Source organism: Pseudoalteromonas sp. S1612 (assembly GCF_005887175.1).
Taxonomy (GTDB): domain Bacteria; phylum Pseudomonadota; class Gammaproteobacteria; order Enterobacterales; family Alteromonadaceae; genus Pseudoalteromonas; species Pseudoalteromonas undina.
The window spans coordinates 1-23,719 of the sequence record NZ_PNDH01000060.1 but is presented as its reverse complement, the minus strand read 5'-3'; the positions used below and the strand labels follow the sequence as shown (position 1 = coordinate 23,719).

Here is a 23,719-nt window from a genome sequence, read left to right as displayed (position 1 = left end):
GGGGCAGTATGAGCGAAAATGTATATCAATTTATAGACGTGCAGCGTGTAGACCCACGCAAGAAACCAATCTCGTCGCGTAAAAAATCGTTCGTAGAAATTTATGAACCCTTTTCAGAAAACCAAGTTAATTCACAGGCAGATCGCTGCCTTGATTGCGGTAACCCTTATTGTGAGTGGAAATGTCCAGTACATAACTATATTCCACAATGGTTAAAACTGATCCGTACAGGGCGCATTTTAGAGGCCGCTGAGCTTTCGCACCGTACTAACAGTTTGCCAGAGGTGTGTGGAAGAGTATGCCCACAAGACCGCTTATGCGAAGGCTCATGTACGTTAGATGAAGAATTTGGAGCGGTAACAATCGGTAATATTGAAAAATATATCACCGATACCGCGTTCAAAATGGGCTGGAAGCCAGACATGTCTTATGTGACATGGACTGATAAAAAAGTGGCTATTATTGGTGCTGGGCCAGCAGGGTTAGGCTGTGCTGATATTCTAGTACGTAATGGCGTAAAGCCTGTGGTATTTGACCGTCACCCTGAAATTGGTGGGTTGTTAACCTTTGGTATTCCTTCTTTTAAATTAGAAAAAGAAGTCATGCAAAAACGTCGCGAAATATTTACCGAAATGGGTGTTGAATTTAAACTTAATGTCGAAGTAGGTAAAGACATTAGCATGGATGAAATTCTTAATGAGTATGACGCTGTATTTTTGGGAGTGGGGACTTATCAAAGTATGCGTGCAGGGCTTGAGAACGAAGATGCGCCGGGGGTGCATGATGCCCTGCCATTCTTAATTGGTAACACTAATCGTGTTATGGGTTACGATGAGTCTAAACAAGCTTGCATTGATATGGCAAACCAAAAAGTAGTGGTACTAGGTGGTGGTGATACAGCAATGGACTGTGTGCGTACCTCCATTCGTCATAACGCGTTAAAAGTAACGTGTGCTTATCGTCGTGATGAAGAGAACATGCCTGGTTCAAAACGCGAAGTAAAAAATGCCAAAGAAGAGGGCGTAATTTTTACTTATAACGTTCAGCCTAAAGGGATTGTACTTGATGACAAAGGTGCTGTAGCCGGCGTTAAAATGGTAAAAACTCAGCTTGGCGAGGCAGATGAAAACGGCCGTCGTCGCGCTGAGGAAGTACCCGGATCAGAGCACATTATTGAAGCTACACAAGTGATTATGGCATTTGGCTTTAAGCCACATAAAATGGACTGGTTAGAACAGTACGATGTAGAAATTAACCACTGGGGCGGTATTAATGCACCTGAGCAAGGTGAATTTACCCATCAAACCACTAATCCTAAAATATTTGCTGGTGGTGATATTGTTCGTGGTTCAGACTTAGTGGTTACTGCTATATTTGAGGGGCGTAATGCTGCAGAAGGCATTATGGATTATTTAAAAGTGTAAATAATTCTTTTGTTAGAATGGAGTCAAAAGCAAACCTTCGGGTTTGCTTTTTTATTCCCTCAGTTTTACAAATAAAAATGCCCGCAATACACAGGTTGCGGGCATTTTTAAACGCTATGTTAGTTAATCCATCGAGAAGTGATCAAGGCTCGGTTTCACTCTGGCTTGTCGACGTTTCACACTTTTATAGCAGATAACGTTACAAACAAGTTGTAGGCCAATAACCAACAAACTAAGTGTTATTAAGCCAGTAATAGCTGTGCTGCTAAAAACTAACATAACAGCAATAATAATATGTACAATTAATGCCACATTTAAAAAACGATATAATCCTTGTTTAAATTGTGTGTGTTTAAACTTGCTAAACATTGCTAAAAGTACACTAACTATAAGTAGTAGCCAGTTAATTGCTAAGCCAAAATAAATGACCGTTGTTTGCATCAAGGTATCCTCACCGTATCAAGGTAACGCACTATAAATGTATAATTTTATCCGTGCGCTTTTATAAGCTCTTTCGCATTTGCTTTAGCTGTTTTGCTAATGTTATCACCACCCAGCAAACGCGCAATTTCATTAACCCTGCCATCTTTATTTAATGCCAGCATATGAGTAAACGTTTCACCGTCTGCAATTTCTTTGGCAACAAAAAATTGCTGATGAGCGCTACTGGCCACTTGCGGTAAATGGGTTACACAAATTACTTGTGTCGATTTACCTAATTGGCGCAGCAGTTTACCAACTGCAGCAGCTGTAGGGCCAGAAATACCGACATCTACTTCATCAAATATAAGTGTTGGAGTCGTTACTTTTTGGGCAATAATAACTTGAATAGCCAAACTAATGCGTGATAACTCACCACCAGAGGCTACTTTTGCTAGAGGTTGTAATGGTTGCCCTGGGTTTGTTGATACTAAAAACGATACATTATCAAAACCTAAACTATTAGGAGAGCGATCGGTATGTGCTGTAAGAGCTATTTCAAATACGCCATTTTCCATAGATAAGTTAGCCATACTTTCGCTGATCAAGCCATTAAGTGTATTAGCATATTGATGACGGCTAGCACTTAATTCCTCACTAGCCGTTTGATAATCTTCAAGAGCATCTGCAATTTCACCTTCAAGCTGTTCGAGGCGCGAACTATTACTGCTTATAGAGTCTAGTTCTTGTGTTACATTTTGATGAAACTCAACGAGCTCTTGTGGCTTTATATGGTGTTTTCTTGCTAAATCCATAGCGCCGCTGAGTCTGTTTTCTACTTCCGTTAAGCGAGTAGGATCTAAGTCAGCTTGTTCAGTATAATTGCGTATTTCTCTGCTTGCTTCTTCAACTTGAACCGCTGCTTCTGTCAGTAATGCTGCTACATTGGCCAGGGTTTCATCATAATGTGCAAGTTCATTAAATTGTTGTGCGCTGTGTTGTAAAAGAGAGCACGCATTTTGCTCATCACTTTCGTATAAATGTTGTAGCTCGCGCTGACAAGATTGCAAAATAGTTTGGCTGTTACTGAGCTTATAATGCTCTGCTTCTATTTGTTCAAACTCACCAGCTTGCAACGCAAATTCATCAAGCTCAGCCACTTGATATTCTAATAATTGTTTTTGCGCAGCTTGTTGTTGTTGTTGGTGTTCTAGTTGTTTAAATTCTTTTTGTAAATCAGCATAACGTTTATAGCGTTGGCTTACAGCATTAACTAGATTTTGGTGCCCAGCGTAAGCATCCAGTAGCTGTAATTGATGCTCTGCTTTTAATAGATGCTGGTGTGCATGTTGACCGTGTATAGAAATTAAATATTGGCCTAGCTCTTTTAGCTGTGCAGCGGTGACAGGGCTACCATTAATGTAGCTTTTGCTGCGGCCATTCTTGCAAACAACTCTACGAAGTAGACATTCGTTATCGTCATTATTAAGCATGTTCTCTTCTAGAAATGCATGGGCGTGTGGCAAATTGCTTAAATCAAATTGCGCACTTACCTCGGCTTTATCAGTGCCTGGGCGCACAGCTGAAGCCTCTGCTCGTTCTCCAAGGCACAATGATAACGCATCAATAGCGATTGATTTACCCGCACCCGTTTCACCGGTAATAGCGGTCATGCCCGAATGCCATTCAGTGCTTAAATTACTTACAATTGCAAAATTTTTAATTTCTAAACCAATTAACATACTGTTCATCCATCCAGTGAATTAACTGTTAATTTATACAGTGTTTTGGTTTATTGCAAATTAAATTTCTATATTTTAAGCAAGGCTGGACTCAATTAGTGTTTTTTTTTCTTCATCAATAGGGAGGGTTTCATCGTTAAGATCAATATTATCAACTGGTTGTATGTTGTCTTCAGTTTTCAACTTTAAGATTAACGTAGGAAGGACTTCTTGGTAAAAATTTTTATTGTATAAAATACCTTGAGCTGGCAACTCTGCTATAAAATATTGAGTGCTGTCGGCAAATGCTTGGCTATTATTACTTTTATAGGTTTTTATAAGCTCTTCGTTAAGTATGTTAATAAGTTGGTCACATAACGATTCCAACTTAACTAAATTTTCATCGTTGTGAGGCTGTACCACGAAAAAGTTACTTACAACTGCTTGAATTCGAGGAAGGTGCTTAGCACTGATGACATTTGCATCAAGTAATTCGTTTAGTTTTATTTTTAAACGTGATTGAGTACTTGCTACGCGCTCGTTAAACAGTTTTTTCTTTGCTTCAATGGTTTTTTTTCGATTACTCTCAATTAGCAAGTAGCTGCCAAGTAAAGTAATTAATAATAATAAAGCAAGAAACACTACATAAGTCATTACTACTTTTTCCTGATGATATTTAAAAATTCTAGCCCGATATTTTGCGCTAAAGTTGCATGTTTGGCAATAAAATTAGTATAACCGGCTACCCCAATTTAGCTTTTTACGTAGCACATTATAATAAGAATAATTTTTTGGGTGGATTAAGCGTAATTTTTTGTCAGCTTTACGTATAACTACCTCATCACCCGGTAATACGGCGAGTACAACATGGCTGTCACAGCTTACTTGTAAGCTATCAGTATTTTCTAAACTAAGCTTTAAACGCACTTCATTATCAGCATCCACCACTAAAGGGCGACTTGATAAAGTATGTGGAAACATCGGAACCAGTGACATTGCATTAAGCTCTGGTGTTAAAATAGGCCCACCGCCTGATAAAGAGTATGCCGTTGAGCCTGTTGGAGTCGACACAATCAAACCATCGGAGCGTTGAGAAAATACAAAGTCATCGTTTATAAAGGCTTCAAACTCAATCATATGTGCTACTTTATCAGCATGAAGTACTGCTTCGTTTACTGCAGAATTAGCGCTTTTAAGTTCGTTATGACGATACACTTCAACTTCTAATAAAAAACGTTTTTCTTCAATGTAATCGCCGCTGAGTACCTGTTCTAAGCTACCCTCAAACCCTTCTGGATTCAAATCAGTTAAAAAGCCTAAATTACCCCTATTTACACCAATTACGGCTATATCAAAGCGAGCAAGCACCCGTGCAGCACCCAGCATGTTGCCATCGCCTCCAACCACAATCGCCAAGTCGGCACGCTCGCCTAAATCAACGAGCTTTACGAGTTTGTCGCTCGGTACATCACTAAGTTGACTCCCTGTACGTTTTTCAACAATCACCTCAAAGCCTAAAGCTAATAAAAACGTATGTAATCGTTGTAAAGTAGCGGCAGCATTAGGATGATTTGGCTTACCAATCAAGCCGATAGTGTTAAAGGGAGAGTCCATAATAAATACACTGAGAGTTCTAATATTTGTAGAGTAACCTAAAACAGAAGTGTTTGAAAACACAGATCTTAGTAATAACCAGCGGATTTAATTAATTCACTGTAAAATTTAGATTTATTGTATTTTTTATACTTGAAATAATAATACTTAGCCCCGATATAACAGCTATGCATAAAGATGTAGATAACATGAAACTAAACCCACGAGATCAGCAAATATTTGCCGCTGTTATGAGTATGTACTGTAATGGCGATGGCTTACCTGTGCCGTCAACAAAAATTGCAAAGCAAAAAGGTATGGCGGTATGCTCTGCCACTGTGCGTAACGCGATGGCGCGCCTTGAAAAAATAGGCTTGTTGTATTCACCACATACATCGGCTGGCCGAGTGCCAACCAATGATGGGTTTGACTATTGGTTTGATGAGTTTTTTACGCTCAATGATATTGCTAATTATTGGCAACCTGAGCAGGCACAATTGGTTGAGCTAGCGCATGGCTTGAGTCAACGTTACCAAGTATGCTGTTGTGTGGGGCTACCGCAGGTTAGAACACAGCAGGTATTTAGGGTAGAAGTGCTCGACTTTGATGCAAACAACTGGCTTATTTTACTCTTAGATAGAGCAGGGCAGAGCCACAATATTTGTATTAATAAGCCTCATGACCCTAGCGATAGTCAACGCTATGAATTTGCGACTTGGCTCAATACGGTTTTTAGTCAACAATCTTTAATTGAAGGCCTCTACCGAATGCAGGCAATGGCCAATACGGCTCCGCGTAATTGTCATGACTCTTTAACTCAATGGACCCGTGAGCTAAGCCAAAAATTAGGCTCAGATAACAGTATCGTTGTTGGCGAAAACTATCTTTATAAAAAAATAGATTGTGAGCAAAGCCTTAATATTGGTGTATCATTTTTAAATTTTGTTGAAGATAAACTCGCTTTTAAAAATGGGGTCTCTATTCTCAATACTGAAAACTTACCGTTCAGTAGCTGCGATGAACTCATTGTGATTAGTGTGCCGTATTTTCAAAATCAAGAATATCAGAGTCGCTTTTGTGTTATTTGTCCAAAATCAGCGCAATTAGAGAAAATAATCCAAGAATTTAAATTATTAGAGCCTTTGAGCTCTTGAATCTTTTTATTCAATCCCCATAATTACCGCAGTTGTAAAGAATTGGAGCGTATATTTTATGTCTGAGCAGACACAAAACCCAGAGCAAGAAGTAGAACTGAACGAAGAAGTGACGCAAATGGAAGCTGACGTTGAGGCGGCAGTTGAAGCAGCAGAACAACATGCTGAGCAAGAGCAAAGCCCTGAAGCAGAAATTGCTATGTTATATGCCGAGCTTGAAACTGCAAAGCAAACTATTGCAGATCAAAAAGATAGCGTAGTTCGCGCTGCTGCAGATGTGGACAATATGCGTCGTCGCGCTGCACAAGATGTAGAAAAAGCACACAAATTTGCACTAGAAAAGTTTGCTAATGAATTACTCCCTGTTATAGATAACTTAGAGCGTGCTATTGAGTTTTCTGATAAAGAAAATGAAACGCTTAAGCCTTTACTTGAAGGCATTGATATGACAGTGAAAAGCTTTAACGACGCGGTAGCTAAATTTGGTGTTGAAATTGTAAACCCTCAAGGTGAGCAGTTTAACCCAGACTTTCATCAAGCAATGTCAATCCAACCAAGCAACGATGTAACACCAAATACTGTTTTAGCAGTAATGCAAAAAGGCTACACGTTAAACGGTCGTTTATTACGCCCTGCAATGGTTATGGTATCTAAAGCCGCTGACGCTTAATTAAGTATACAATTTAAAAATGCCTCATTATGAGGCATTTTTTTTGTCTTTAAAATAATGTATTAACTGCACCAGTATTGTAAGTACCACCGCACTAAACATTAAACTAGAAAATGGAACCGCACTTTGTGCATGCATTACCGCTAATATAGGGCCTACTAATGCGCCACTACCAAAACGCAAGGTGCCGATAACCGCCGTAGCAGTTCCGGTATTTTGTTCAAACTTCATCAAAATTAATGAATCTGCATTACTTGCTATTATGCCTAAGCTCATCATTAACGGGGCAATAGCCGCAACAATAAAGTAAAGCGATAAATGCAACACACTAAAGCTGAGTAATGCTGTGCCAGATAAAAAACCACACATTAGCCCGTAATAAAGCATTTTTCGTGAGCCAATACGTGGCACTACGCGAGTATTTAAAAAGTTACCAAACATCAGCGCCATTACATTAAAAGCGAATAGCAGGCCAAACAATTGTTCCGATACTTTAAATAAGTCGAGGTAAATATATGGAACCGAGGTTAAAAAGCAAAAAAAGCCAAACGACACAAACATCGAGCTTAAAATATCAGCGCGGGCGTGCGGGTTGCTTAATACCACTTTGTAACTCGAAAAGAATAGCGATAACCCTTTTCGATCATTTTTAAATATCGGGATATCGATTAAATAACGCTGCACAAAAAGTAAAATTACAAAGCTATAAGCCGCTAAAACGATAAAAATAGTCGACCAAAGCGAAAAGCCTAAAATAACTGAGCCGATAGAGGGGGCAAGTAAAGGCGCTATCATCATAATCATAGACACGTACGACATACCCTTAGCAGTATTTTTTTGATATATGTGTCTAATAATCCCTGGAACCACAACCGTGGCAGCTGCCCCAGTAAATGCCTGTACCGCTCTTAACACCCAAAAAGTATGCACTTCAGTAGTAAATGCCAATGCGAGTGAACTTAAGCCAAATAAACTGAGCCCTATTCGCGCTAGTTTACGCCTGCCAATTTGATCGGCTATAGGGCCAAAAAATAACATGCCCAATGCATAACCTGCTAAATAGATACTCAACGAGATTTGAACATTTGGCATGCTAGTATTGAGATCGTTGGCAATTACCAGCATCGCCGGTAAGTACATATCGATGGCTAAAGGCGTGATTGCCACAATACTGGCTAATAAAGGCAATAAAATACGGGTATTAAAAGAAGAAGCCGAAGCGCTCATTTAAAAACTCAAAACAACGAATATAGGTTGGGCAGTATAGCAGGGCAATGGCGTTGGATAAACTTAGTTTGCCTGCTAACTTAATTGTTTAATCGCAAAAAGCAAAGATTTTAAACTAACACCGCGTTTGCTATTCTATACTTAATAAAACAATGATCTAGGGTAACATAATGAAGAAATTGGTTTTGGCAGTACTTGCTAGTGCAGTATTAGTAGGTTGTAAAACATCACCAACTGGACGAACGCAAATTGCGCTTTACTCAGACCAACAAATGAGTCAGATGGGCACTGCCAGTTTTGCAGAAATGAAAAAAAATCAGCCGGTAAATAAAGACCCAAAAGTTAACAGTTACGTCAATTGTATTGCTGACAAAGTAGTAGCCGTGCTTCCTACAGATTATGCATCTCAAAATTGGGAAGTGGTGGTCTTTGAAGATGAATCTGCAAACGCTTTTGCATTGCCAGGTGGTTATATTGGCGTGCACACTGGATTATTAAAAATTGCTACAAATCAAGATCAGCTTGCAACTGTTTTAGGTCATGAAGTCGGTCATGTGATTGCAGAGCACTCAAATGAACGTGTTTCACAAAGCTCTATTTTACAAACCGGAATGAAAGTGGGCAGTGCGGCGCTTGAAATGGGCAACGTGCAATACCGCAATGAAATTATGCAAGGACTTGGTCTTGGCGCTCAATATGGTGTGGTTTTACCGTTTAGTCGTTCACATGAGACAGAAGCTGACGTTATTGGTTTAGATTTAATGGCGCAAGCAGGTTTCAACCCTAAAGAGTCTGTTACGCTTTGGCAAAATATGAGTCAAGCGGGCAGTGGGGCAACGCCAGAGTTTTTATCAACTCACCCAGCACCAACAAGCCGTATTGCAAATTTACAATCGCAAATGGGTAAAGCGCTTAGTGAGCAAAAAACAGCTAAAGCACAAGGTAAAAATCCGCAGTGTAAGTTTTAACAAAACCTTATAAGCTCGTTTAACATTAGTTTGCGAGCTTAATCAAACTAACTTGTAAATGAAAACATGTGGTTTGAAGTAGGCCAAAAATAGGAAGATTCAAGGATGAAAAAAATAGTTGTAATCATTAGCGTTGTTTTGATCAGTTTAGTTATATTTTTTAGTATATTATCCAGTAAGCGTCAAAATTCAATCCTGCTTGCACCAACAGAAGCCAATGTTGGTATTAAAAAGCCAAAAGCTAATTTCGGGAATAACATAAACGCCAAAAACATTTATGTTAAACAGCCATTTCCTACTGATATCCCGAATGAGGAACAATGCAAAGAGCTAAATTATAAGCAGTATCAGTTACGAGATAATAATGAACGTGATATTGAGCTAAAAGCATCACAAGCATTTAAAAACGGGTATACAGCAAAGCAGGTCGCCGAGGCAATATGGTTTTCGAGTTACTGGTCAGTGGCTAAAACTTGGTACGATAAAGCAGCATTAGCAGAGTCAGTTGAAAAGTTGTTTCCGATTTTACAATCAATACCGAATAGTGAAAGATTAATCGCTCAATACGATTATGTTAACGCACCTGACTTAAACATAACAACTGTTGTTGATTACACTGACCTTTTGGATATACTTTGGAAAAACTTGCCCACAGATACGATTTACAAAAAGGTCAGCTCAACAAATACCTCTGCCGTTGAAATTTTTAACGAAATTGAACGGACTTTTTCAGAAATCCCATATGATGTACTTAACAATAATCAACTTTCTCCTTTAAATTCAATTTTAAATCTGTTGTTGACTAAACAGCAGCTACAATCCGCTATCATGCTTTTGCAGCGTTACCCTGATTTAAAGTTATCAGATGTAAGCTTTGATAATAAATTAGCATTGAATTTTCTCACTATTATAGGTGGTGAAGATTATGAAATTACTAATCCAACAGAGCATAAATTGTTCCTAACTCTTTTAGGGTTATTAGAGAAGCAGGTTTTTTATCAAAAAATCACACACCCTTGGTTTAGTAATGAAAAGGTCAATAAGGGGGTTGAGAAATTAAATAACGAAGGGATCGTCATTAAAATCGCTTTAATCGATGACATAGAGAAACCGAACCCTATATTGCAATTGAATATAAAAGAAAACAATTTAACTGACGAGCAACAACTGGACCTCAAAAAGTGTCAATCAACGAAGGATTGGTTTACAAGCCGTGAATTAACACCCAATGAAATTGAAACATTTAAAGACCAGCCTTTTATTGCAAAGATCAAATCTTCACCTGAGTTTAAGCACTGCAAAAATAAACAAGCTTTACAAAACCTACCGTTAATAAAAAGTCAATTTACTGCAGCGAGTAAGATAATTAATCAAGCAATTGGTAATCAAAACACCTCATTGCAAGAACTCGATTTAGAAACCTTAGATTTACCTGCTTTGTTACCTGAAACAAAATCTATATTAGCAGTTATTATTGCTCGAGATTACCTCCAAGCAACTAGCTTAAATGAGCAAGAAATTATAGCTAGACTAAGTAATGTTGGTTTGAAACCGTTAAGTAGTCATTCGGAATTGTTAGGAGGATTCGCAGGATTAAAAGGATTAACTTTGTGGCTTAATTCATTAAATTTCGAGCAGTTAAAGGATGCGCAGATTTTATTGAATAGGTTTTCAGCTGAAGGCGTTTTTGAACCCTTCGCTATATTAAACACTAGGCTGGGTGGCGTTGCTTATGATAATAAAAATGAATTGGATCCTCTTTATTTCTTTATCCAAAATTATTCAGAACTTTCTATTCATTCCGGTGATCCAATGACCTATGAAAATAAGAAAAATAAAGCATTTATAAACTTTTTTACTCGCAATGGAGCTCACATTGAATCGCAACATCTTCGAGCTTCATTTGCTCTCAAAATCCGATCTAAAGAAGGCTATAACCGTCTGATAACACATTTTCCTGAGTTAGAAGTAAAGAGCGGGGACGACTACTTCTCAGTTAATTGCCGATAGGTTAACAATTAGATAAAACATATATTTTTGAACTTAAAAAAGTGCGAAATGGTTCGCACTTTTTAATTTACTTTGTTATTAAAAAGTCCACTCTATGTGTACTTGTGGAACTGACTCTGTAACATCTGTACCAAGTTTGTTATGCCAGTACTGCCACTCCATACCTAACAGTAATGTGTTTTCTTTCATCTCTAGCGCATGCCCCATATCCCATACAATAATAGGTTGAGCTAAAAACCAAGCGCGTACGTCATTACCAAACTCATCTTCACGCTCAGCAATATATTCCGCATGACCCTTAACACTAAATTTTTGTGAGCCAATCATAAATGGATATTCAAAAGCAACGTCAAACATCCAGCTGTTGGTTTCAATTGGCGCACCGCCTTTCGCAACACCTTCACTATCATCAATATAGGCAGTCACAAGGGTTGATAAGAAATTAAAACCAGGTACATCCCAGCTTAATTTTACACCCGGTAAGTATTTAACAACTTTAGCATCGCCTGCGGCATTAATACCCATGGTTAGGCCAACATCAACGAGCGCACCAGACGCTACTTTTTCGTCCATAACGGCCGATAAGCTAAGCGTAGAATAACCTTCAAAGTAAAAGTCTTGATCTTGGTAGTTATCGTCATTGCCATCAGTGCTGTAATCAATAAAGAAAAAGTTATCCCCATAGTCATGGCCTGAAGCATGTTGCAATGAATAAACCGTGGTATTTGATTTTTGTTCAGTGAACGGGTTTTTATGATTACCGTTGTTAATATGAAGCGCAGTACTGCTCCAATTAGCAGCAGTAGTTGTTGAACTTAAGGTACACGCACTAAGTGCAACGAGAGGAAGTAAGTTTTTAATTTTCATAACCATATTTTATGTGACACGCTGAATACCACATTATAGCAAAGACGGTTAATTTGTTAATTATTTATTGTCATAAACAGCGTACTAGCATGTGGCTAATACACTGTTTAAAGAAGATTTAAGCTTTATTACGACGTAAACAAATAACCGCAATAGCGGTAAAGGCTAAAATAAAGCAGTAGTAAGATGAGGTTGATACTTCCCATGGGCTAATTTTAAATGTAGCACCAAGCAGAAGTGCTTGTGCGCCGTAAGGTAAAGACCCTTGGGTAACACAGGCAAAAATATCTAATAAACTGGCAGAACGTTTACCACTAATTTCGCCATCGTCAGCCAGCTTTTTAGCAATAGGGCCAGTCACAATAATAGACACTGTGTTGTTAGCAATACACATATTGCTGGTTAGCACTAATGCAGCTATCCCTAACTGATCCGCTACCTTGCGATGCCATTTTGCAATGACCTTAGTGATTGCTTGAATTTTTTGCGCGATGTAGTCGAGGCCGCCATTAATACGAATAAACTCAGAGAGGCCACCAATAAACATAGACAGTAAAAATATTTCCTGCATGTCGCTAAAACCTTGGTAAATATCCTTTACAAAGCTGGCGCCTTCATAGCTTCCGGTAAAGCCCATCAATGCGGCGAAAACAATACCGCTTAACAGTACTACAAATACATTAAAGCCCATTACTGCCAGTACTAAAATAAAGGCATAAGGAAGCACCAATAAAATATCGTAGTCTTTAGTTTCAACAACTTGCGCAGCTGGCGTCAAAAATAACAAAAGTGCAATAGTAAGGATAGCGGCTGGAATCGCAATTTTAAGATTTTCTTTAAACTTATCTTTCATTTCACAGCCTTGCGTGCGGGTAGCTGCAATCGTAGTGTCAGAAATTATTGATAGGTTATCACCAAACATAGCGCCAGAAACAATGGTACCGGCCATTAATGCGGGATCAATCCCTGTTTTCATTGATACTGCATAAGCAATTGGGCCAATAGCACCGATAGTTCCCATTGACGTGCCCATCGCAGTAGAGATAACCGCGGCAATTAAAAACAAACCAGGCAGAAGTAATGAAGGGGGAATAAGTGAGAGACCAGCATTAACAACCGCGTCAACGCCACCGGTTGCCCCTGCAACCGCAGAAAAAGCACCTGCTAATAAATAGATAAGACACATGGTAATAATATTGTTATTACCCACGCCTTTAATAAAGGTTTCTACACTTTGATTAATACTGGCTTTATTTAAAATAAAGGCTAAAACAATCGCAGGTAAAATAGCGACCGGTGCTGGGAGTTGATAAAATGCATAATCAACCCCTTGAGACTGCAAATATAAGCCTGAGCCTAAAAAAATAGCAACAAAGGTGAGTAGGGGGAGCAAAGAAAATCTTGCTTTATTTTTATCAAATGATGGCTGCATCATAATCCTCGTTAATTATTCATAGCAATCGAAATCGATTGATATATTAAACAGCCAAAGCATCCCTCTTTTAGCTGAATTTAGTGTTTGTTTTACTATCTAACCAGATAAGTAACTCAACAGCGCCCGCAAGCCAAAGACCAAATCGGCGCAAAAAAAGAAGTTTAAATGTATAGATGGCTAAATGCAAAGACTATCTGTTATTATTATTATTAAAATAATCGAAGCTTTTTTATAAGCTTTCCTGACTATTACATGAGTTTTAGATAAAATCTAGCTAACTAAAAAATACATAGGTTGTAAAAAGATGAATCGAGTAGGTGTGTTTGGTGCGAATGGCCGTATGGGCCTGGCACTTTTAGAAGCAGCAACAATCAATAAAAATTCACAATTAGCGGCGGCCTATGTACGCAGTGAGTCTGAGTTAGTCGGTCTATCGGTTAATCAACTTAATAGTGCAGCGGCTAAAGACATTCACTTTAGCAGTGAACAGCAGGTTGAAAATGTAGATGTGCTTATAGACTTTACCCTTCCACAAGGCATGAGAAATCACTTAAAAACAGCTGTTGAGAAAAAAACACCTATGGTAATTGGCACCACTGGCTTAACTCATGATGATATGGCTCTATTAACAGATGCCGCTAAACATATCCCGATCGTATTTGCGCGTAATTATAGCGTGGGCGTAAATTTACTGCTTAACTTAGTGCAAACAGCAGCGACAAAATTAGGCGATGATTTAGATATTGAAATTTTTGAAGCGCATCATCGCCATAAAATCGATGCGCCATCGGGTACAGCTTTAGCTATTGGCGAGTCGATTGCACAGGCTAAAGGGTGGGATCATGATGAGGTTGCTGTTTATGATCGTAACAACATAGAGCAGGCCAAATCACAAAATGAAATTGGCTATTCGGTGCTAAGAGGCGGCGATATAGTAGGTGAACACACGGCCTACTTCGCTACAATGGGCGAAAGACTTGAATTAACCCATAAAGCAAGTTCTCGAATGACCTTCGCCCTAGGTGCTATAAGAGCTGCGCAGTGGTTGAAAAATAAACCAGCAGGACTTTATGATATGCAAGATGTGCTAGATTTAAAGTAGTTAAGTTCCTTTTTTAACGCTTTGAGGTGGTTTTTTGTTATAACCACTTATTTATTGCAATTTACTAATTAGCGTTAGACCTAAAAGCCAACTTCATGTAGAATGCAGCCAATTTGCCAAAAATTACTAAATGCGTGTTTCCAATTATACTCATATGGTTAGCAAAACCGGGGTTTGTGTGGGAATAAAAAGAGTTTTAGGCAAGAAAAATGAATGAAGGTTTAGTGGTTTACATCGGCATCATTTAAGACTGCGTAAAACAATTTAAGCTCACAGAAATCAGGTTTTGACCAATTATTTGGGTATTGGCGGGGTGTTAAGCAATTTGTTTACTCCCGTTTTTTACTGTTAGGAGGTTTAACTTGACTAAATCCGCTCTGTTAGTCCTAGAAGACGGCACAGTGTTTCGCGGTACTGCAATCGGCGCTGACGGCATGTCAGTCGGTGAAGTAGTATTCAATACGTCTATGACTGGTTATCAAGAAATTTTGACTGATCCATCGTACGCGGAACAAATCGTAACTTTGACGTACCCACATATCGGTAATACGGGTACCAACAGCGAAGACGAAGAAGCGAGTCACATTTGGGCTAAAGGCCTAGTGATCCGTGATTTGCCACTGCTAGCAAGTAATTTTCGTAACGAGCAATCGTTAGATGATTACTTAAAAGAACGTAATATTTTAGGTATTGCGGACATCGACACCAGAAAACTAACCCGTATTTTGCGTGACAAAGGCGCACAAAATGGCTGTATTGTTGCTGGTGACGAACTAGACGAGAAAAAAGCGCTCGAAGCCGCGCAAGCCTTCCCAGGCTTAAAAGGTATGGATTTAGCAAAAGTTGTCTCAACCAAGGAAAATTTTGAGTGGCGCGAATCAAGCTGGACATTAGGCGAGGGGTTTAAAACCTTACACGCTGATGATGAAAAGTTTCATGTTGTTGCCTACGACTTCGGTGTTAAACGTAACATTTTACGTATGCTTGTTGATCGTGGTTGTAAACTGACCGTTGTCCCAGCACAAACCTCTGCCGCTGACGTACTAGCCTTAAACCCAGATGGTATTTTCTTATCAAACGGCCCTGGCGATCCTGAGCCATGTACTTATGCCATTGATGCAATTAAAACCTTTTTAGAAACCGACACGCCAATTTTTGGTATTTGTTTAGGGCATCAACTACTAGCACTTGCCTCAGGTGCTAAAACAGTAAAAATGAAGTTTGGCCACCATGGTGGTAACCACCCAGTTAAAGATCTTGACCGCGATGTTGTAATGATCACTGCACAAAACCACGGTTTTGCTGCAGATGAAGCCACATTACCAGATAACTTACGTGCTACGCACAAATCGTTATTTGACGGTACATTACAAGGTATTCACCGTACAGATAAACCAGCGTTTAGCTTCCAAGGTCATCCTGAAGCAAGTCCTGGTCCGCACGATGCAGCCCCATTATTTGACCACTTCATCGACTTGATGCAAGCGCGTAACCACTAATTTAACCGGAGTAATAATGCCAAAACGTACCGATATAAAAAGCATTCTTATCTTAGGCGCAGGCCCAATTGTAATTGGTCAAGCTTGTGAATTTGACTACTCTGGTGCTCAAGCGTGTAAAGCACTAAGAGAAGAAGGCTATAGAGTTATATTAGTTAACTCAAACCCAGCAACTATCATGACCGACCCAGAAATGGCCGATGCAACATACATCGAACCAATTCACTGGGAAGTGGTAGAAAAAATTATTGAAAAAGAAAAGCCAGATGCTGTACTGCCTACAATGGGTGGTCAAACGGCATTAAACTGTGCGCTTGATTTAGATAAGCACGGTGTATTGGCAAAGCATGGCGTTGAGCTTATTGGCGCAACAGCCGATGCAATCGATAAAGCAGAAAACCGTGAGCGTTTTGATGTTGCTATGCGTAACATCGGCCTTGAATGTCCACGTGCTGAAATTGCCCATTCAATGGATGAAGCTCGCGATACCATGACCCGAATCGGCTTACCGTGTATTATTCGTCCTTCTTTCACAATGGGCGGCACCGGTGGCGGTGTGGCTTACAACATGGAAGAGTTTGAAGAAATCTGTGAGCGCGGTTTAGACCTTTCACCAACCAGCGAGTTATTAATTGATGAATCGTTAATTGGTTGGAAAGAATACGAAATGGAAGTTGTTCGTGACAAAAAAGACAACTGCATCATCGTTTGTTCTATTGAAAACTTTGACCCAATGGGTGTGCACACAGGTGACTCAATCACTGTTGCGCCAGCACAAACATTAACCGACAAAGAATACCAAATCATGCGTAACGCCTCTATGGCCGTATTGCGTGAAATTGGTGTTGAAACCGGCGGTTCAAACGTACAATTTGGTGTAAATCCAGTTGATGGCCGTATGGTTATCATCGAGATGAACCCGCGTGTATCACGTTCATCAGCGCTTGCATCTAAAGCAACAGGCTTCCCGATTGCTAAAATCGCAGCTAAGCTTGCTGTAGGTTACACGTTAGACGAGTTACAGAATGATATTACTGGCGGTAAAACACCAGCATCGTTTGAGCCTTCAATCGATTACGTGGTAACAAAAATTCCTCGCTTTAACTTTGAAAAATTTGCCGGTGCAAACGACCGTTTAACAACGCAAATGAAATCAGTGGGCGAAGTAATGGCGATTGGTCGTAACCAACAAGAGTCATTGCAAAAAGCATTACGTGGTTTAGAAGTAGGCGCAACGGGCTTTAACCCAATTGTGGCGCTTGACGACCCGAAAGCAAAAGAAAAAATCATTCGTGAATTACGTGAGCCTGGTGCAGAGCGTATTTGGTACATTGCCGATGCGATGCGCCATGGAATGAGCGTTGAAGATGTGTTCGAACTGACTAAGATTGACCCTTGGTACTTAGTACAAATTGAAGACATCCTAAAAGATGAAGCTAAAATTTCAGAAGTCGGTATGGCCGGCTTAAATGCGGACTTCTTGCGTAAACTTAAACGCAAAGGCTTTGCAGATCCGCGTATTGCAGAAATTGCTGGTGTATCAGAAGCTGAAATTCGTAAAAAGCGCCATCAACTCAATATTGTACCTGTTTACAAACGCGTTGATACGTGCGCCGCAGAATTTAGCTCAGACACTGCTTACATGTACTCATCTTACGATGAAGAATGTGAAGCTAACGCATCTGACCGTGATAAAATCATGGTAATTGGTGGCGGTCCTAACCGTATCGGCCAAGGTATTGAATTTGATTACTGTTGTGTACACGCAGCCCTTGCGCTTCGCGAAGACGGCTACGAGACCATCATGGTTAACTGTAACCCTGAAACGGTTTCTACCGATTACGACACATCTGATCGTTTATACTTTGAGCCAATTACGCTTGAAGACGTACTAGAAATTGTACGTGTTGAAAAGCCAAAAGGCGTTATCGTGCAGTACGGTGGTCAAACACCACTTAAACTAGCGCGTGAGCTTGAAGCTAACGGTGTGCCTGTAATTGGTACTTCACCTGATGCCATTGACCGTGCAGAAGACCGTGAGCGTTTCCAACAACTTGTTGAGCGTTTAGACTTACTGCAACCAGAAAATGCGACGGTTACCTCTACTGAAGAAGCACTACTTAAATCAGTTGAAATTGGTTTCCCACTGGTAGTACGTCCTTCGTACGTATTAGGTGGTCGTGCGATGGAAATTGTATACGATGAGCAAGACTTGCGTCGTTACATGACCGAAGCCGTATCTGCATCAAATGAAGCGCCAGTATTACTAGACCGTTTCTTAGATAACGCGATAGAAGTTGACGTTGACGCAATTTGCGACGGCGAGCAAGTGATTATTGGCGGCATCATGGAGCATATTGAACAAGCAGGCGTTCACTCTGGTGACTCAGCATGTTCATTACCAGCTCACTCGCTAACGCAAGAAGTGCAAGATGTGATGCGTAAGCAAGTAACTGATATGGCACTTGAACTTGGCGTAGTTGGTTTGATGAATACACAGTTTGCGGTTAAAGATGGCAAAGTGTATCTAATCGAAGTAAACCCACGTGCAGCACGTACAGTTCCATTTGTATCTAAAGCAACGGGTGTAGCACTTGCAAAAGTAGCGGCACGTTGTATGGCGGGTCAATCTTTAGCAAGCCAAGGCATTACTAAAGAAGTGATTCCACCTTACTACAGCGTAAAAGAAGTGGTATTGCCATTTGCTAAGTTCCAAGGCGTGGATCCTATCCGTGGCCCAGAAATGCGCTCTACGGGTGAAGTAATGGGTGTTGGTGATACTTTCGCCGAAGCGTTCGCAAAAGCACAATTAGGTGCAAGCAACACTTTACCACGTGGTGGTCGCGCGTTACTATCTGTACGTAATAGCGATAAGCCACGTATTGTAGAACTAGCTAAAACCATGACAGACCTTGGTTTTGAGCTAGATGCAACAGGTGGAACAGCTGCTGCACTTGAAGATGCTGGAATTACGGTTCGCCGTGTAAATAAAGTATATGAAGGTCGTCCGCACATTCTTGATAGAATCAAAAATGGCGAGTATAGCTATATCGTTAATACCACCGAAGGTCGCCAAGCGATTGAAGATTCGAAGGTGTTACGTCGTGGTGCATTGCAGCACAAAACCAATTATACTACGACATTGAATGCGGCATTTGCTAACTGTACTGCTAACCAAGCAGATGACCGCAGTAAAGTGACGTCTGTTCAAGAACTACACCTGCGATTGAACTAAGGAAATGTGCCAAGGCCATAACCATGGCCTTGGGATTAAGTGAGAAAAGTATGCAATCAATTCCAATGACAGTTCGTGGCGCAAAATTATTGCGCGATGAGCTTAACGAATTAAAAACTGTTACCCGTCCAAAAATTGTATCTGATATTGCTGATGCACGTGAACACGGTGACTTAAAAGAAAATGCTGAGTATCACGCTGCGCGTGAGCAACAGGGTTTTTGTGAAGGCCGTATTCAAGAAATTGAAGCAAAACTTTCAAACATGCAGATGATTGACGTAACAAAGATGCCTAATACAGGTAAAGTGATTTTTGGGACTACAGTAACCATCGTTAATGTTGAAACCGACGCTGAAGTTAAATATCAGATTGTTGGCGATGATGAAGCAGATATTAAAAGTAATTTAATTTCTGTTAATTCACCAATTGCTCGCGGCTTAATTGGTAAACAAGCGGATGACGCTGTGATTATCAAAACGCCAAAAGGTGATGTAGAGTACGAAATCATTGAGGTTGAGTATATTTAATTAGTTAACTCACTTTAACGTTTTATAAAAACCAGTGCTTAGTAATAAGCACTGGTTTTTTTATGCTTGGTTTTTATATTTGGTTTAGAATCGGTTGAATATTATTCATTGTTTGTAAATGTAGGCTATGTTGTTATGGTAGTAACCTATTCTTCAATAAGGAAATAATATGGCAAATATACTGTATCCGGCACCTTTAACAGTGGGATCTAAAATCGCCGTGTGTTCTTTATCAGCGGGGATCAAATCAAAATACCATCCACGGTTAGATATTGTCATTAATGGCTTAAAACATCGAGGTTATCAGATTGTTGAGGGGGAGTTTTTACGTCAAAACGAGCCGCGAACTCAACTTATAGCTAAGCAGCATGCCAAGCAATTAATGGACTTTTTATTAGATGATGAAATAGATGCGATCATGCCGCCAATGGGCGGAGAGCTGGCAATGGAAATATTGCCTCTGCTTGATTTTAGCGCAATTAAAAACGCTAAGCCTAAATGGTTAGTGGGCTATTCAGATGTCAGTACGATTGCTTGTGCACTGACAGCAAAATGTAATTGGGCAACACTGCATAGCGCTAATTTAATTCAATTACACCCTGATGAAAAAGACCCGTATTGTTTACAAATTTTTGAAAGCCTAAGCTATGAGGCTAGCAGTGAGTTTGAGCAAGCCCCCTCGACTTACCATCAACATAGCAAGCCTGATTACGCACAAAACCCGAATGCATTATTTGATCACAGCGTTCCCACCCAATGGCAATGTTTAAATTACACCGATAAGCGCAGTATTGAAATGTCAGGGCGGTTGTTTGGTGGGTGTCTTGATACGGTTGGGCTGTTACTTGATTCGCCTTTTTTAGCTCTGCATGAGTTTAAAAAGCACAATGCCTCGCAAGGTATTGTACTTTATTTAGAAAGCGCAGAGCTCACGCCAGCGACCGTTGCAAGGTTTTTATTGTCACTTAAATTAGCGGGCATGTTTGATGATATAAATGGGGTGATTATTGGTCGTCATGTGACCTTACAAGGGCAAGACCCAGGGTTTGATTATCGCCAAGGCTTAAATGCCGCTTTTGGTGGGTGTTTATTTCCGGTGATCATTGATGCTGATATTGGCCACATTCCTCCTAATTTAAACTTAGTTAATGGTGCATTATGCACTGTTACCGCAGATGTTGAACAAGGCAAAGTGCTCAGTGCATCTGTGGTCACAAAACTAGCCTAGTAATAATAAACTGCTCACTTACTATTTAAAGTGAGCAGTTATGACTTATAAAACCTGAATAATTTGTTCTTTGCTTAAACGTGATTTTGGCAGCTTAGCATTGTAGTCTTCTTCTGCGTCATGGTAGCCCAGCGCAAGTGCGACATCACAGATGTAGCCATCTAATTCGCTTGCGAACTCTTCGCCAATCAGTTGTGCATCAACGCCTTCCATCGGTGTGGTATCAATCCCTAAGCGCGCTGCTGCATGCATAGTATTGCCTAAAGCAATGTAGGTTTGTGCTTTAGTCCAAGCGGCATTATTACCCTGCTCATCGGTATTTAAATCCACAAACGCAAAGGCGCCAAAAGCTTGCTCGCGGTTTTCTGTTTGAGTTCGGCCATTTTTTATATCAGCATCAATTACTTGGCCATAGTTTTCACGGGTATATTGCGGATTATGAGCGAATAAAATAATGTGTGATGCCGCTTTAATGTGTGGCTGATTAAATTGAAACTTATTAGCAAAGGTACTGTGCATACGCTCTTTTGCGGCATCAGATTCAATCACAATAAATTTCCAAGGCTGTGAATTAATTGACGAAGGAGAAAGACGCATAGCATTATACAATACCGCTAAATCGTCTTGAGAAATGCGCTTTGTAGAATCATAACGTTTAGCGGTGTGGCGGCTTTCAAGATCGCGAATAATAGGGTGAGTCATAGTCTCTCCATAATAAAAAGGGTTGATAAATAGTGTTCATTGAGTGCATGAGCAACATAATACGATTTGCTTTATTTAAAATAAACAGCATAATTATTGAATCATTATCAAATAAAAATAGATAATATGCAGATTGATGACTTAAAACTAATTTTAAAAGTAGCTGAGTGTCGAAGTATTACGCTAGCAGCAGCCAAGTTAGATATGCGCACAGCAACGGCCAGTGCTGCTATTAAGCGTGTAGAGTTGGCACTTGGCTGTGAATTATTTATTAGAACCACTCGTCATTTGCGTTTATCTAGTGCAGGGGAGCGATACATTCCCCAATGCGAACAAGCTCTGGCCGTGCTTGAAACGGCAAGGCAAAACCTTAAAGGAGAACATGATGCCATTGAAGGGGAGTTACGGGTAGCTACCTCATCTGATTTAGGGCGCAACTTAGTGATCCCTTGGATTGATGACATTATGGATAAGTACCCAAGTGTGAGCTTGCGTACGCACATTAGCGATAGCAATATCGATTTTTTTCGTGATTCGGTTGATATAGCACTACGTTATGGCTCACCCAGTGATAGTAGTGTATATGGATTTAAAATTTGCAACGTACCGCGACTACTTTGTGCTACACCTACCTATTTAGCTAAATATGGTGAGCCAGAGCACCCTGACGATTTAGCGCAGCATCATGGGTTATTTTACCAGCTGCAAGATATTATCAATAATGTGTGGGAATTTACCGACGGGCAAAAAAAATACAAAGTTAAAATGCAGGGCAGACGAGCTTCAAACGATGGCGATTTAGTCAGGCGTTGGTGTGTTGCAGGTAAAGGTTTAGCAGTTAAATCAGCGTTAGATATTGCCGATGACTTATTGAACAAACGGGTTGTTACTGTGATGAATAATTACCAGCATACCTGTGGTGAGCTGTGGCTCATTTGCCCAAGCAGGCAATCGATTACTCCCGCTGTACGACTATTGCGTGATGTGTGCAGAGAAAAAACCGCTCACATATTGAATCAGCTAGTAAAGCAGGGGATTGTTGATAAACGTATATTAATTAACGAGTAACAAATACACGTTTAGTAACGTTAACTTAAATAGTTTTTAAAAAACGCCAATTAAACCCTTTATGAGGAATATGTTTAGGCTGAGGGAGGCACTTAGCTGTACCTTTCCTAAATATGATTATTAAATATCATCACGTAAAAGGCATAAAAACGAGTAATTTATTGTATTCATCATAGGATATTTTTAATTACACAATTATATGTTGAGTAACATAGATAAAGCTAACCCAGTAATGAGTAATAAAAATCCGATAATTTGTGTAGCTATATTTCTTTTGCGAACAAGGGTTTGTGCTATAGGGCTAGTTAGTTTACGAGTAAGAAAGTTTGCAGGGATTAAGCGAATGCTTGCAAAGCCCATAAAACAAAAGCCAAAACCAATGAGAAAGCTCGAATAGGTGGAGTCAATAATGCCACCAGTAAACGTAAATAAGGCGATCAAATAAAGTAACATACTTGGCAAATGTATTACTTTTTTATTCATAGTTAGCCCTTGATAATCCTTCATCAAACCCAAGTAAAAATTCTAATCCTACAAATGCAAAAGAAATAGTTATTGTACCCAAAAGCATTAAATTGCGGTTATTCTTTTTGTAACCCAAAGTAGTCAATACGGCAAAGGCGATAAATAAGATAAGCTGAATTGTGCCCATGGTTAATCCTTTTAGAGCAAAGTTTAGAGTTAAGTTACCAGTAGGGAGAAAAACTGGCAAATAGTTTAATGCTATTTTTTAACTATAAATAAAAAGCTCGGCATAATTATGCCGAGCTTTTTTGGTTGGGATTTTACTGAATTAACTATTGGTCGTTGCTGGTTGGCCATCGACGATAGGGTCTTTGCCGCGCCACTTGCGGATCAGACGTTTTGTA

Annotated in this window: 21 protein-coding genes; 11 read left to right on the top strand and 10 right to left on the bottom strand. The window is 39.8% G+C overall.

Features of this window, described 5'->3' with window-relative positions; translation table 11 throughout:
- The first annotated feature begins 8 nt into the window (after positions 1-8).
- Positions 9-1,424 carry a glutamate synthase small subunit GltD family protein gene (locus CWB78_RS17150; RefSeq protein WP_013465171.1) on the top strand — a complete coding sequence of 472 codons (1,416 nt, stop codon included), beginning with the start codon at positions 9-11 and terminating at the stop codon, positions 1,422-1,424.
- A 123-nt stretch (positions 1,425-1,547) separates the two neighbouring features.
- Here CWB78_RS17150 and CWB78_RS17145 read toward each other — a convergent pair whose 3' ends face one another.
- The 4 genes from CWB78_RS17145 to nadK all read right to left on the bottom strand — a co-directional run bounded on the left by CWB78_RS17145 (position 1,548) and on the right by nadK (position 5,179).
- Positions 1,548-1,865 (bottom strand): hypothetical protein, encoded by a 318-nt coding sequence (locus tag CWB78_RS17145; RefSeq protein ID WP_138596667.1) that lies wholly within the window; start codon positions 1,863-1,865, stop codon positions 1,548-1,550.
- 47 nt (positions 1,866-1,912) lie between these two features.
- A complete protein-coding gene (gene recN, locus CWB78_RS17140; protein WP_008113147.1) occupies positions 1,913-3,586 on the bottom strand; it encodes a DNA repair protein RecN in 1,674 nt (557 codons plus the stop codon).
- 75 nt (positions 3,587-3,661) lie between these two features.
- Positions 3,662-4,219: a hypothetical protein gene (locus CWB78_RS17135; RefSeq protein WP_138596665.1), complete on the bottom strand. Its 558-nt coding sequence runs from the start codon at positions 4,217-4,219 to the stop codon at positions 3,662-3,664.
- A 75-nt stretch (positions 4,220-4,294) separates the two neighbouring features.
- Positions 4,295-5,179, bottom strand: a complete 885-nt coding sequence (gene nadK / locus CWB78_RS17130; RefSeq protein ID WP_008464501.1) for an NAD(+) kinase — start codon at positions 5,177-5,179, stop codon at positions 4,295-4,297.
- Between the two features lie 167 nt (positions 5,180-5,346).
- Here nadK and CWB78_RS17125 point away from each other — a divergent pair, with 167 nt between their 5' ends.
- Positions 5,347-6,312 (top strand): hypothetical protein, encoded by a 966-nt coding sequence (locus tag CWB78_RS17125; protein WP_008113140.1) that lies wholly within the window; start codon positions 5,347-5,349, stop codon positions 6,310-6,312.
- 58 nt (positions 6,313-6,370) lie between these two features.
- The gene (gene grpE / locus CWB78_RS17120; RefSeq protein WP_008113139.1) at positions 6,371-6,982 is read left to right on the top strand and encodes a nucleotide exchange factor GrpE; all 612 of its coding nucleotides are present in this window, start codon (positions 6,371-6,373) and stop codon (positions 6,980-6,982) included.
- Between the two features lie 27 nt (positions 6,983-7,009).
- Here the strand turns inward: grpE and CWB78_RS17115 are convergent, their stop codons facing one another.
- Entirely contained in the window at positions 7,010-8,209 is a 1,200-nt protein-coding gene (locus CWB78_RS17115) for a Bcr/CflA family efflux MFS transporter (protein ID WP_075169080.1), read from the bottom strand.
- Between the two features lie 170 nt (positions 8,210-8,379).
- On the opposite strand from CWB78_RS17115, the gene CWB78_RS17110 reads away from it, so the two are divergent.
- Positions 8,380-9,177, top strand: a complete 798-nt coding sequence (locus tag CWB78_RS17110) for a M48 family metallopeptidase (protein ID WP_010388626.1) — start codon at positions 8,380-8,382, stop codon at positions 9,175-9,177.
- Between the two features lie 105 nt (positions 9,178-9,282).
- Positions 9,283-11,187, top strand: a complete 1,905-nt coding sequence (locus CWB78_RS17105) for a hypothetical protein (RefSeq protein WP_138596663.1) — start codon at positions 9,283-9,285, stop codon at positions 11,185-11,187.
- 78 nt (positions 11,188-11,265) lie between these two features.
- Here the strand turns inward: CWB78_RS17105 and CWB78_RS17100 are convergent, their stop codons facing one another.
- Together CWB78_RS17100 and CWB78_RS17095 are read right to left on the bottom strand one after the other, a co-directional pair.
- Positions 11,266-12,054, bottom strand: a complete 789-nt coding sequence (locus tag CWB78_RS17100) for a nucleoside-binding protein (RefSeq protein ID WP_171040359.1) — start codon at positions 12,052-12,054, stop codon at positions 11,266-11,268.
- A 118-nt stretch (positions 12,055-12,172) separates the two neighbouring features.
- On the bottom strand, positions 12,173-13,486 hold the full coding sequence (locus tag CWB78_RS17095) for a Na+/H+ antiporter NhaC family protein (RefSeq protein ID WP_010388632.1): 1,314 nt from the start codon (positions 13,484-13,486) through the stop codon (positions 12,173-12,175).
- Between the two features lie 307 nt (positions 13,487-13,793).
- Between CWB78_RS17095 and dapB the strand changes: the two genes are divergently transcribed.
- From dapB to CWB78_RS17070, 5 genes are all read left to right on the top strand, one after another.
- Positions 13,794-14,591: a 4-hydroxy-tetrahydrodipicolinate reductase gene (gene dapB, locus CWB78_RS17090; RefSeq protein ID WP_109874504.1), complete on the top strand. Its 798-nt coding sequence runs from the start codon at positions 13,794-13,796 to the stop codon at positions 14,589-14,591.
- A 362-nt stretch (positions 14,592-14,953) separates the two neighbouring features.
- Positions 14,954-16,090: a glutamine-hydrolyzing carbamoyl-phosphate synthase small subunit gene (carA, locus tag CWB78_RS17085; RefSeq protein WP_008113125.1), complete on the top strand. Its 1,137-nt coding sequence runs from the start codon at positions 14,954-14,956 to the stop codon at positions 16,088-16,090.
- Between the two features lie 16 nt (positions 16,091-16,106).
- The gene (gene carB, locus CWB78_RS17080; protein WP_055012948.1) at positions 16,107-19,325 is read left to right on the top strand and encodes a carbamoyl-phosphate synthase large subunit; all 3,219 of its coding nucleotides are present in this window, start codon (positions 16,107-16,109) and stop codon (positions 19,323-19,325) included.
- 50 nt (positions 19,326-19,375) lie between these two features.
- A complete protein-coding gene (greA, locus tag CWB78_RS17075; protein ID WP_010388635.1) occupies positions 19,376-19,852 on the top strand; it encodes a transcription elongation factor GreA in 477 nt (158 codons plus the stop codon).
- 169 nt (positions 19,853-20,021) lie between these two features.
- Positions 20,022-21,080 carry a S66 family peptidase gene (locus CWB78_RS17070; RefSeq protein WP_138596659.1) on the top strand — a complete coding sequence of 353 codons (1,059 nt, stop codon included), beginning with the start codon at positions 20,022-20,024 and terminating at the stop codon, positions 21,078-21,080.
- A gap of 45 nt (positions 21,081-21,125) precedes the next feature.
- Here CWB78_RS17070 and CWB78_RS17065 read toward each other — a convergent pair whose 3' ends face one another.
- Positions 21,126-21,782 carry a nitroreductase family protein gene (locus tag CWB78_RS17065; protein ID WP_138596657.1) on the bottom strand — a complete coding sequence of 219 codons (657 nt, stop codon included), beginning with the start codon at positions 21,780-21,782 and terminating at the stop codon, positions 21,126-21,128.
- 126 nt (positions 21,783-21,908) lie between these two features.
- On the opposite strand from CWB78_RS17065, the gene CWB78_RS17060 reads away from it, so the two are divergent.
- Positions 21,909-22,850 carry a LysR family transcriptional regulator gene (locus tag CWB78_RS17060; RefSeq protein ID WP_171040360.1) on the top strand — a complete coding sequence of 314 codons (942 nt, stop codon included), beginning with the start codon at positions 21,909-21,911 and terminating at the stop codon, positions 22,848-22,850.
- 195 nt (positions 22,851-23,045) lie between these two features.
- Here CWB78_RS17060 and CWB78_RS17055 read toward each other — a convergent pair whose 3' ends face one another.
- Together CWB78_RS17055 and CWB78_RS18810 are read right to left on the bottom strand one after the other, a co-directional pair.
- The gene (locus CWB78_RS17055) at positions 23,046-23,333 is read right to left on the bottom strand and encodes a hypothetical protein (RefSeq protein ID WP_138596653.1); all 288 of its coding nucleotides are present in this window, start codon (positions 23,331-23,333) and stop codon (positions 23,046-23,048) included.
- Positions 23,326-23,502: a hypothetical protein gene (locus CWB78_RS18810; RefSeq protein WP_171040358.1), complete on the bottom strand. Its 177-nt coding sequence runs from the start codon at positions 23,500-23,502 to the stop codon at positions 23,326-23,328. Before CWB78_RS18810 ends, CWB78_RS17055 begins: the two co-directional genes overlap by 8 nt.
- Positions 23,503-23,719 lie beyond the last annotated feature (217 nt).

What these genes read in the sequence shown, in the direction of transcription:
- CWB78_RS17150 (WP_013465171.1), top strand. Translation starts at nt 9, where the DNA reads ATGAGCGAAAATGTATATCAATTTATAGACGTGCAGCGTGTAGACCCA.
- CWB78_RS17145 (WP_138596667.1), bottom strand. Translation starts at nt 1,865, where the DNA reads ATGCAAACAACGGTCATTTATTTTGGCTTAGCAATTAACTGGCTACTA.
- recN (WP_008113147.1), bottom strand. Translation starts at nt 3,586, where the DNA reads ATGTTAATTGGTTTAGAAATTAAAAATTTTGCAATTGTAAGTAATTTA.
- CWB78_RS17135 (WP_138596665.1), bottom strand. Translation starts at nt 4,219, where the DNA reads ATGACTTATGTAGTGTTTCTTGCTTTATTATTATTAATTACTTTACTT.
- nadK (WP_008464501.1), bottom strand. Translation starts at nt 5,179, where the DNA reads ATGGACTCTCCCTTTAACACTATCGGCTTGATTGGTAAGCCAAATCAT.
- CWB78_RS17125 (WP_008113140.1), top strand. Translation starts at nt 5,347, where the DNA reads ATGCATAAAGATGTAGATAACATGAAACTAAACCCACGAGATCAGCAA.
- grpE (WP_008113139.1), top strand. Translation starts at nt 6,371, where the DNA reads ATGTCTGAGCAGACACAAAACCCAGAGCAAGAAGTAGAACTGAACGAA.
- CWB78_RS17115 (WP_075169080.1), bottom strand. Translation starts at nt 8,209, where the DNA reads ATGAGCGCTTCGGCTTCTTCTTTTAATACCCGTATTTTATTGCCTTTA.
- CWB78_RS17110 (WP_010388626.1), top strand. Translation starts at nt 8,380, where the DNA reads ATGAAGAAATTGGTTTTGGCAGTACTTGCTAGTGCAGTATTAGTAGGT.
- CWB78_RS17105 (WP_138596663.1), top strand. Translation starts at nt 9,283, where the DNA reads ATGAAAAAAATAGTTGTAATCATTAGCGTTGTTTTGATCAGTTTAGTT.
- CWB78_RS17100 (WP_171040359.1), bottom strand. Translation starts at nt 12,054, where the DNA reads ATGAAAATTAAAAACTTACTTCCTCTCGTTGCACTTAGTGCGTGTACC.
- CWB78_RS17095 (WP_010388632.1), bottom strand. Translation starts at nt 13,486, where the DNA reads ATGCAGCCATCATTTGATAAAAATAAAGCAAGATTTTCTTTGCTCCCC.
- dapB (WP_109874504.1), top strand. Translation starts at nt 13,794, where the DNA reads ATGAATCGAGTAGGTGTGTTTGGTGCGAATGGCCGTATGGGCCTGGCA.
- carB (WP_055012948.1), top strand. Translation starts at nt 16,107, where the DNA reads ATGCCAAAACGTACCGATATAAAAAGCATTCTTATCTTAGGCGCAGGC.
- greA (WP_010388635.1), top strand. Translation starts at nt 19,376, where the DNA reads ATGCAATCAATTCCAATGACAGTTCGTGGCGCAAAATTATTGCGCGAT.
- CWB78_RS17070 (WP_138596659.1), top strand. Translation starts at nt 20,022, where the DNA reads ATGGCAAATATACTGTATCCGGCACCTTTAACAGTGGGATCTAAAATC.
- CWB78_RS17065 (WP_138596657.1), bottom strand. Translation starts at nt 21,782, where the DNA reads ATGACTCACCCTATTATTCGCGATCTTGAAAGCCGCCACACCGCTAAA.
- CWB78_RS17060 (WP_171040360.1), top strand. Translation starts at nt 21,909, where the DNA reads ATGCAGATTGATGACTTAAAACTAATTTTAAAAGTAGCTGAGTGTCGA.
- CWB78_RS17055 (WP_138596653.1), bottom strand. Translation starts at nt 23,333, where the DNA reads ATGAATAAAAAAGTAATACATTTGCCAAGTATGTTACTTTATTTGATC.
- CWB78_RS18810 (WP_171040358.1), bottom strand. Translation starts at nt 23,502, where the DNA reads ATGGGCACAATTCAGCTTATCTTATTTATCGCCTTTGCCGTATTGACT.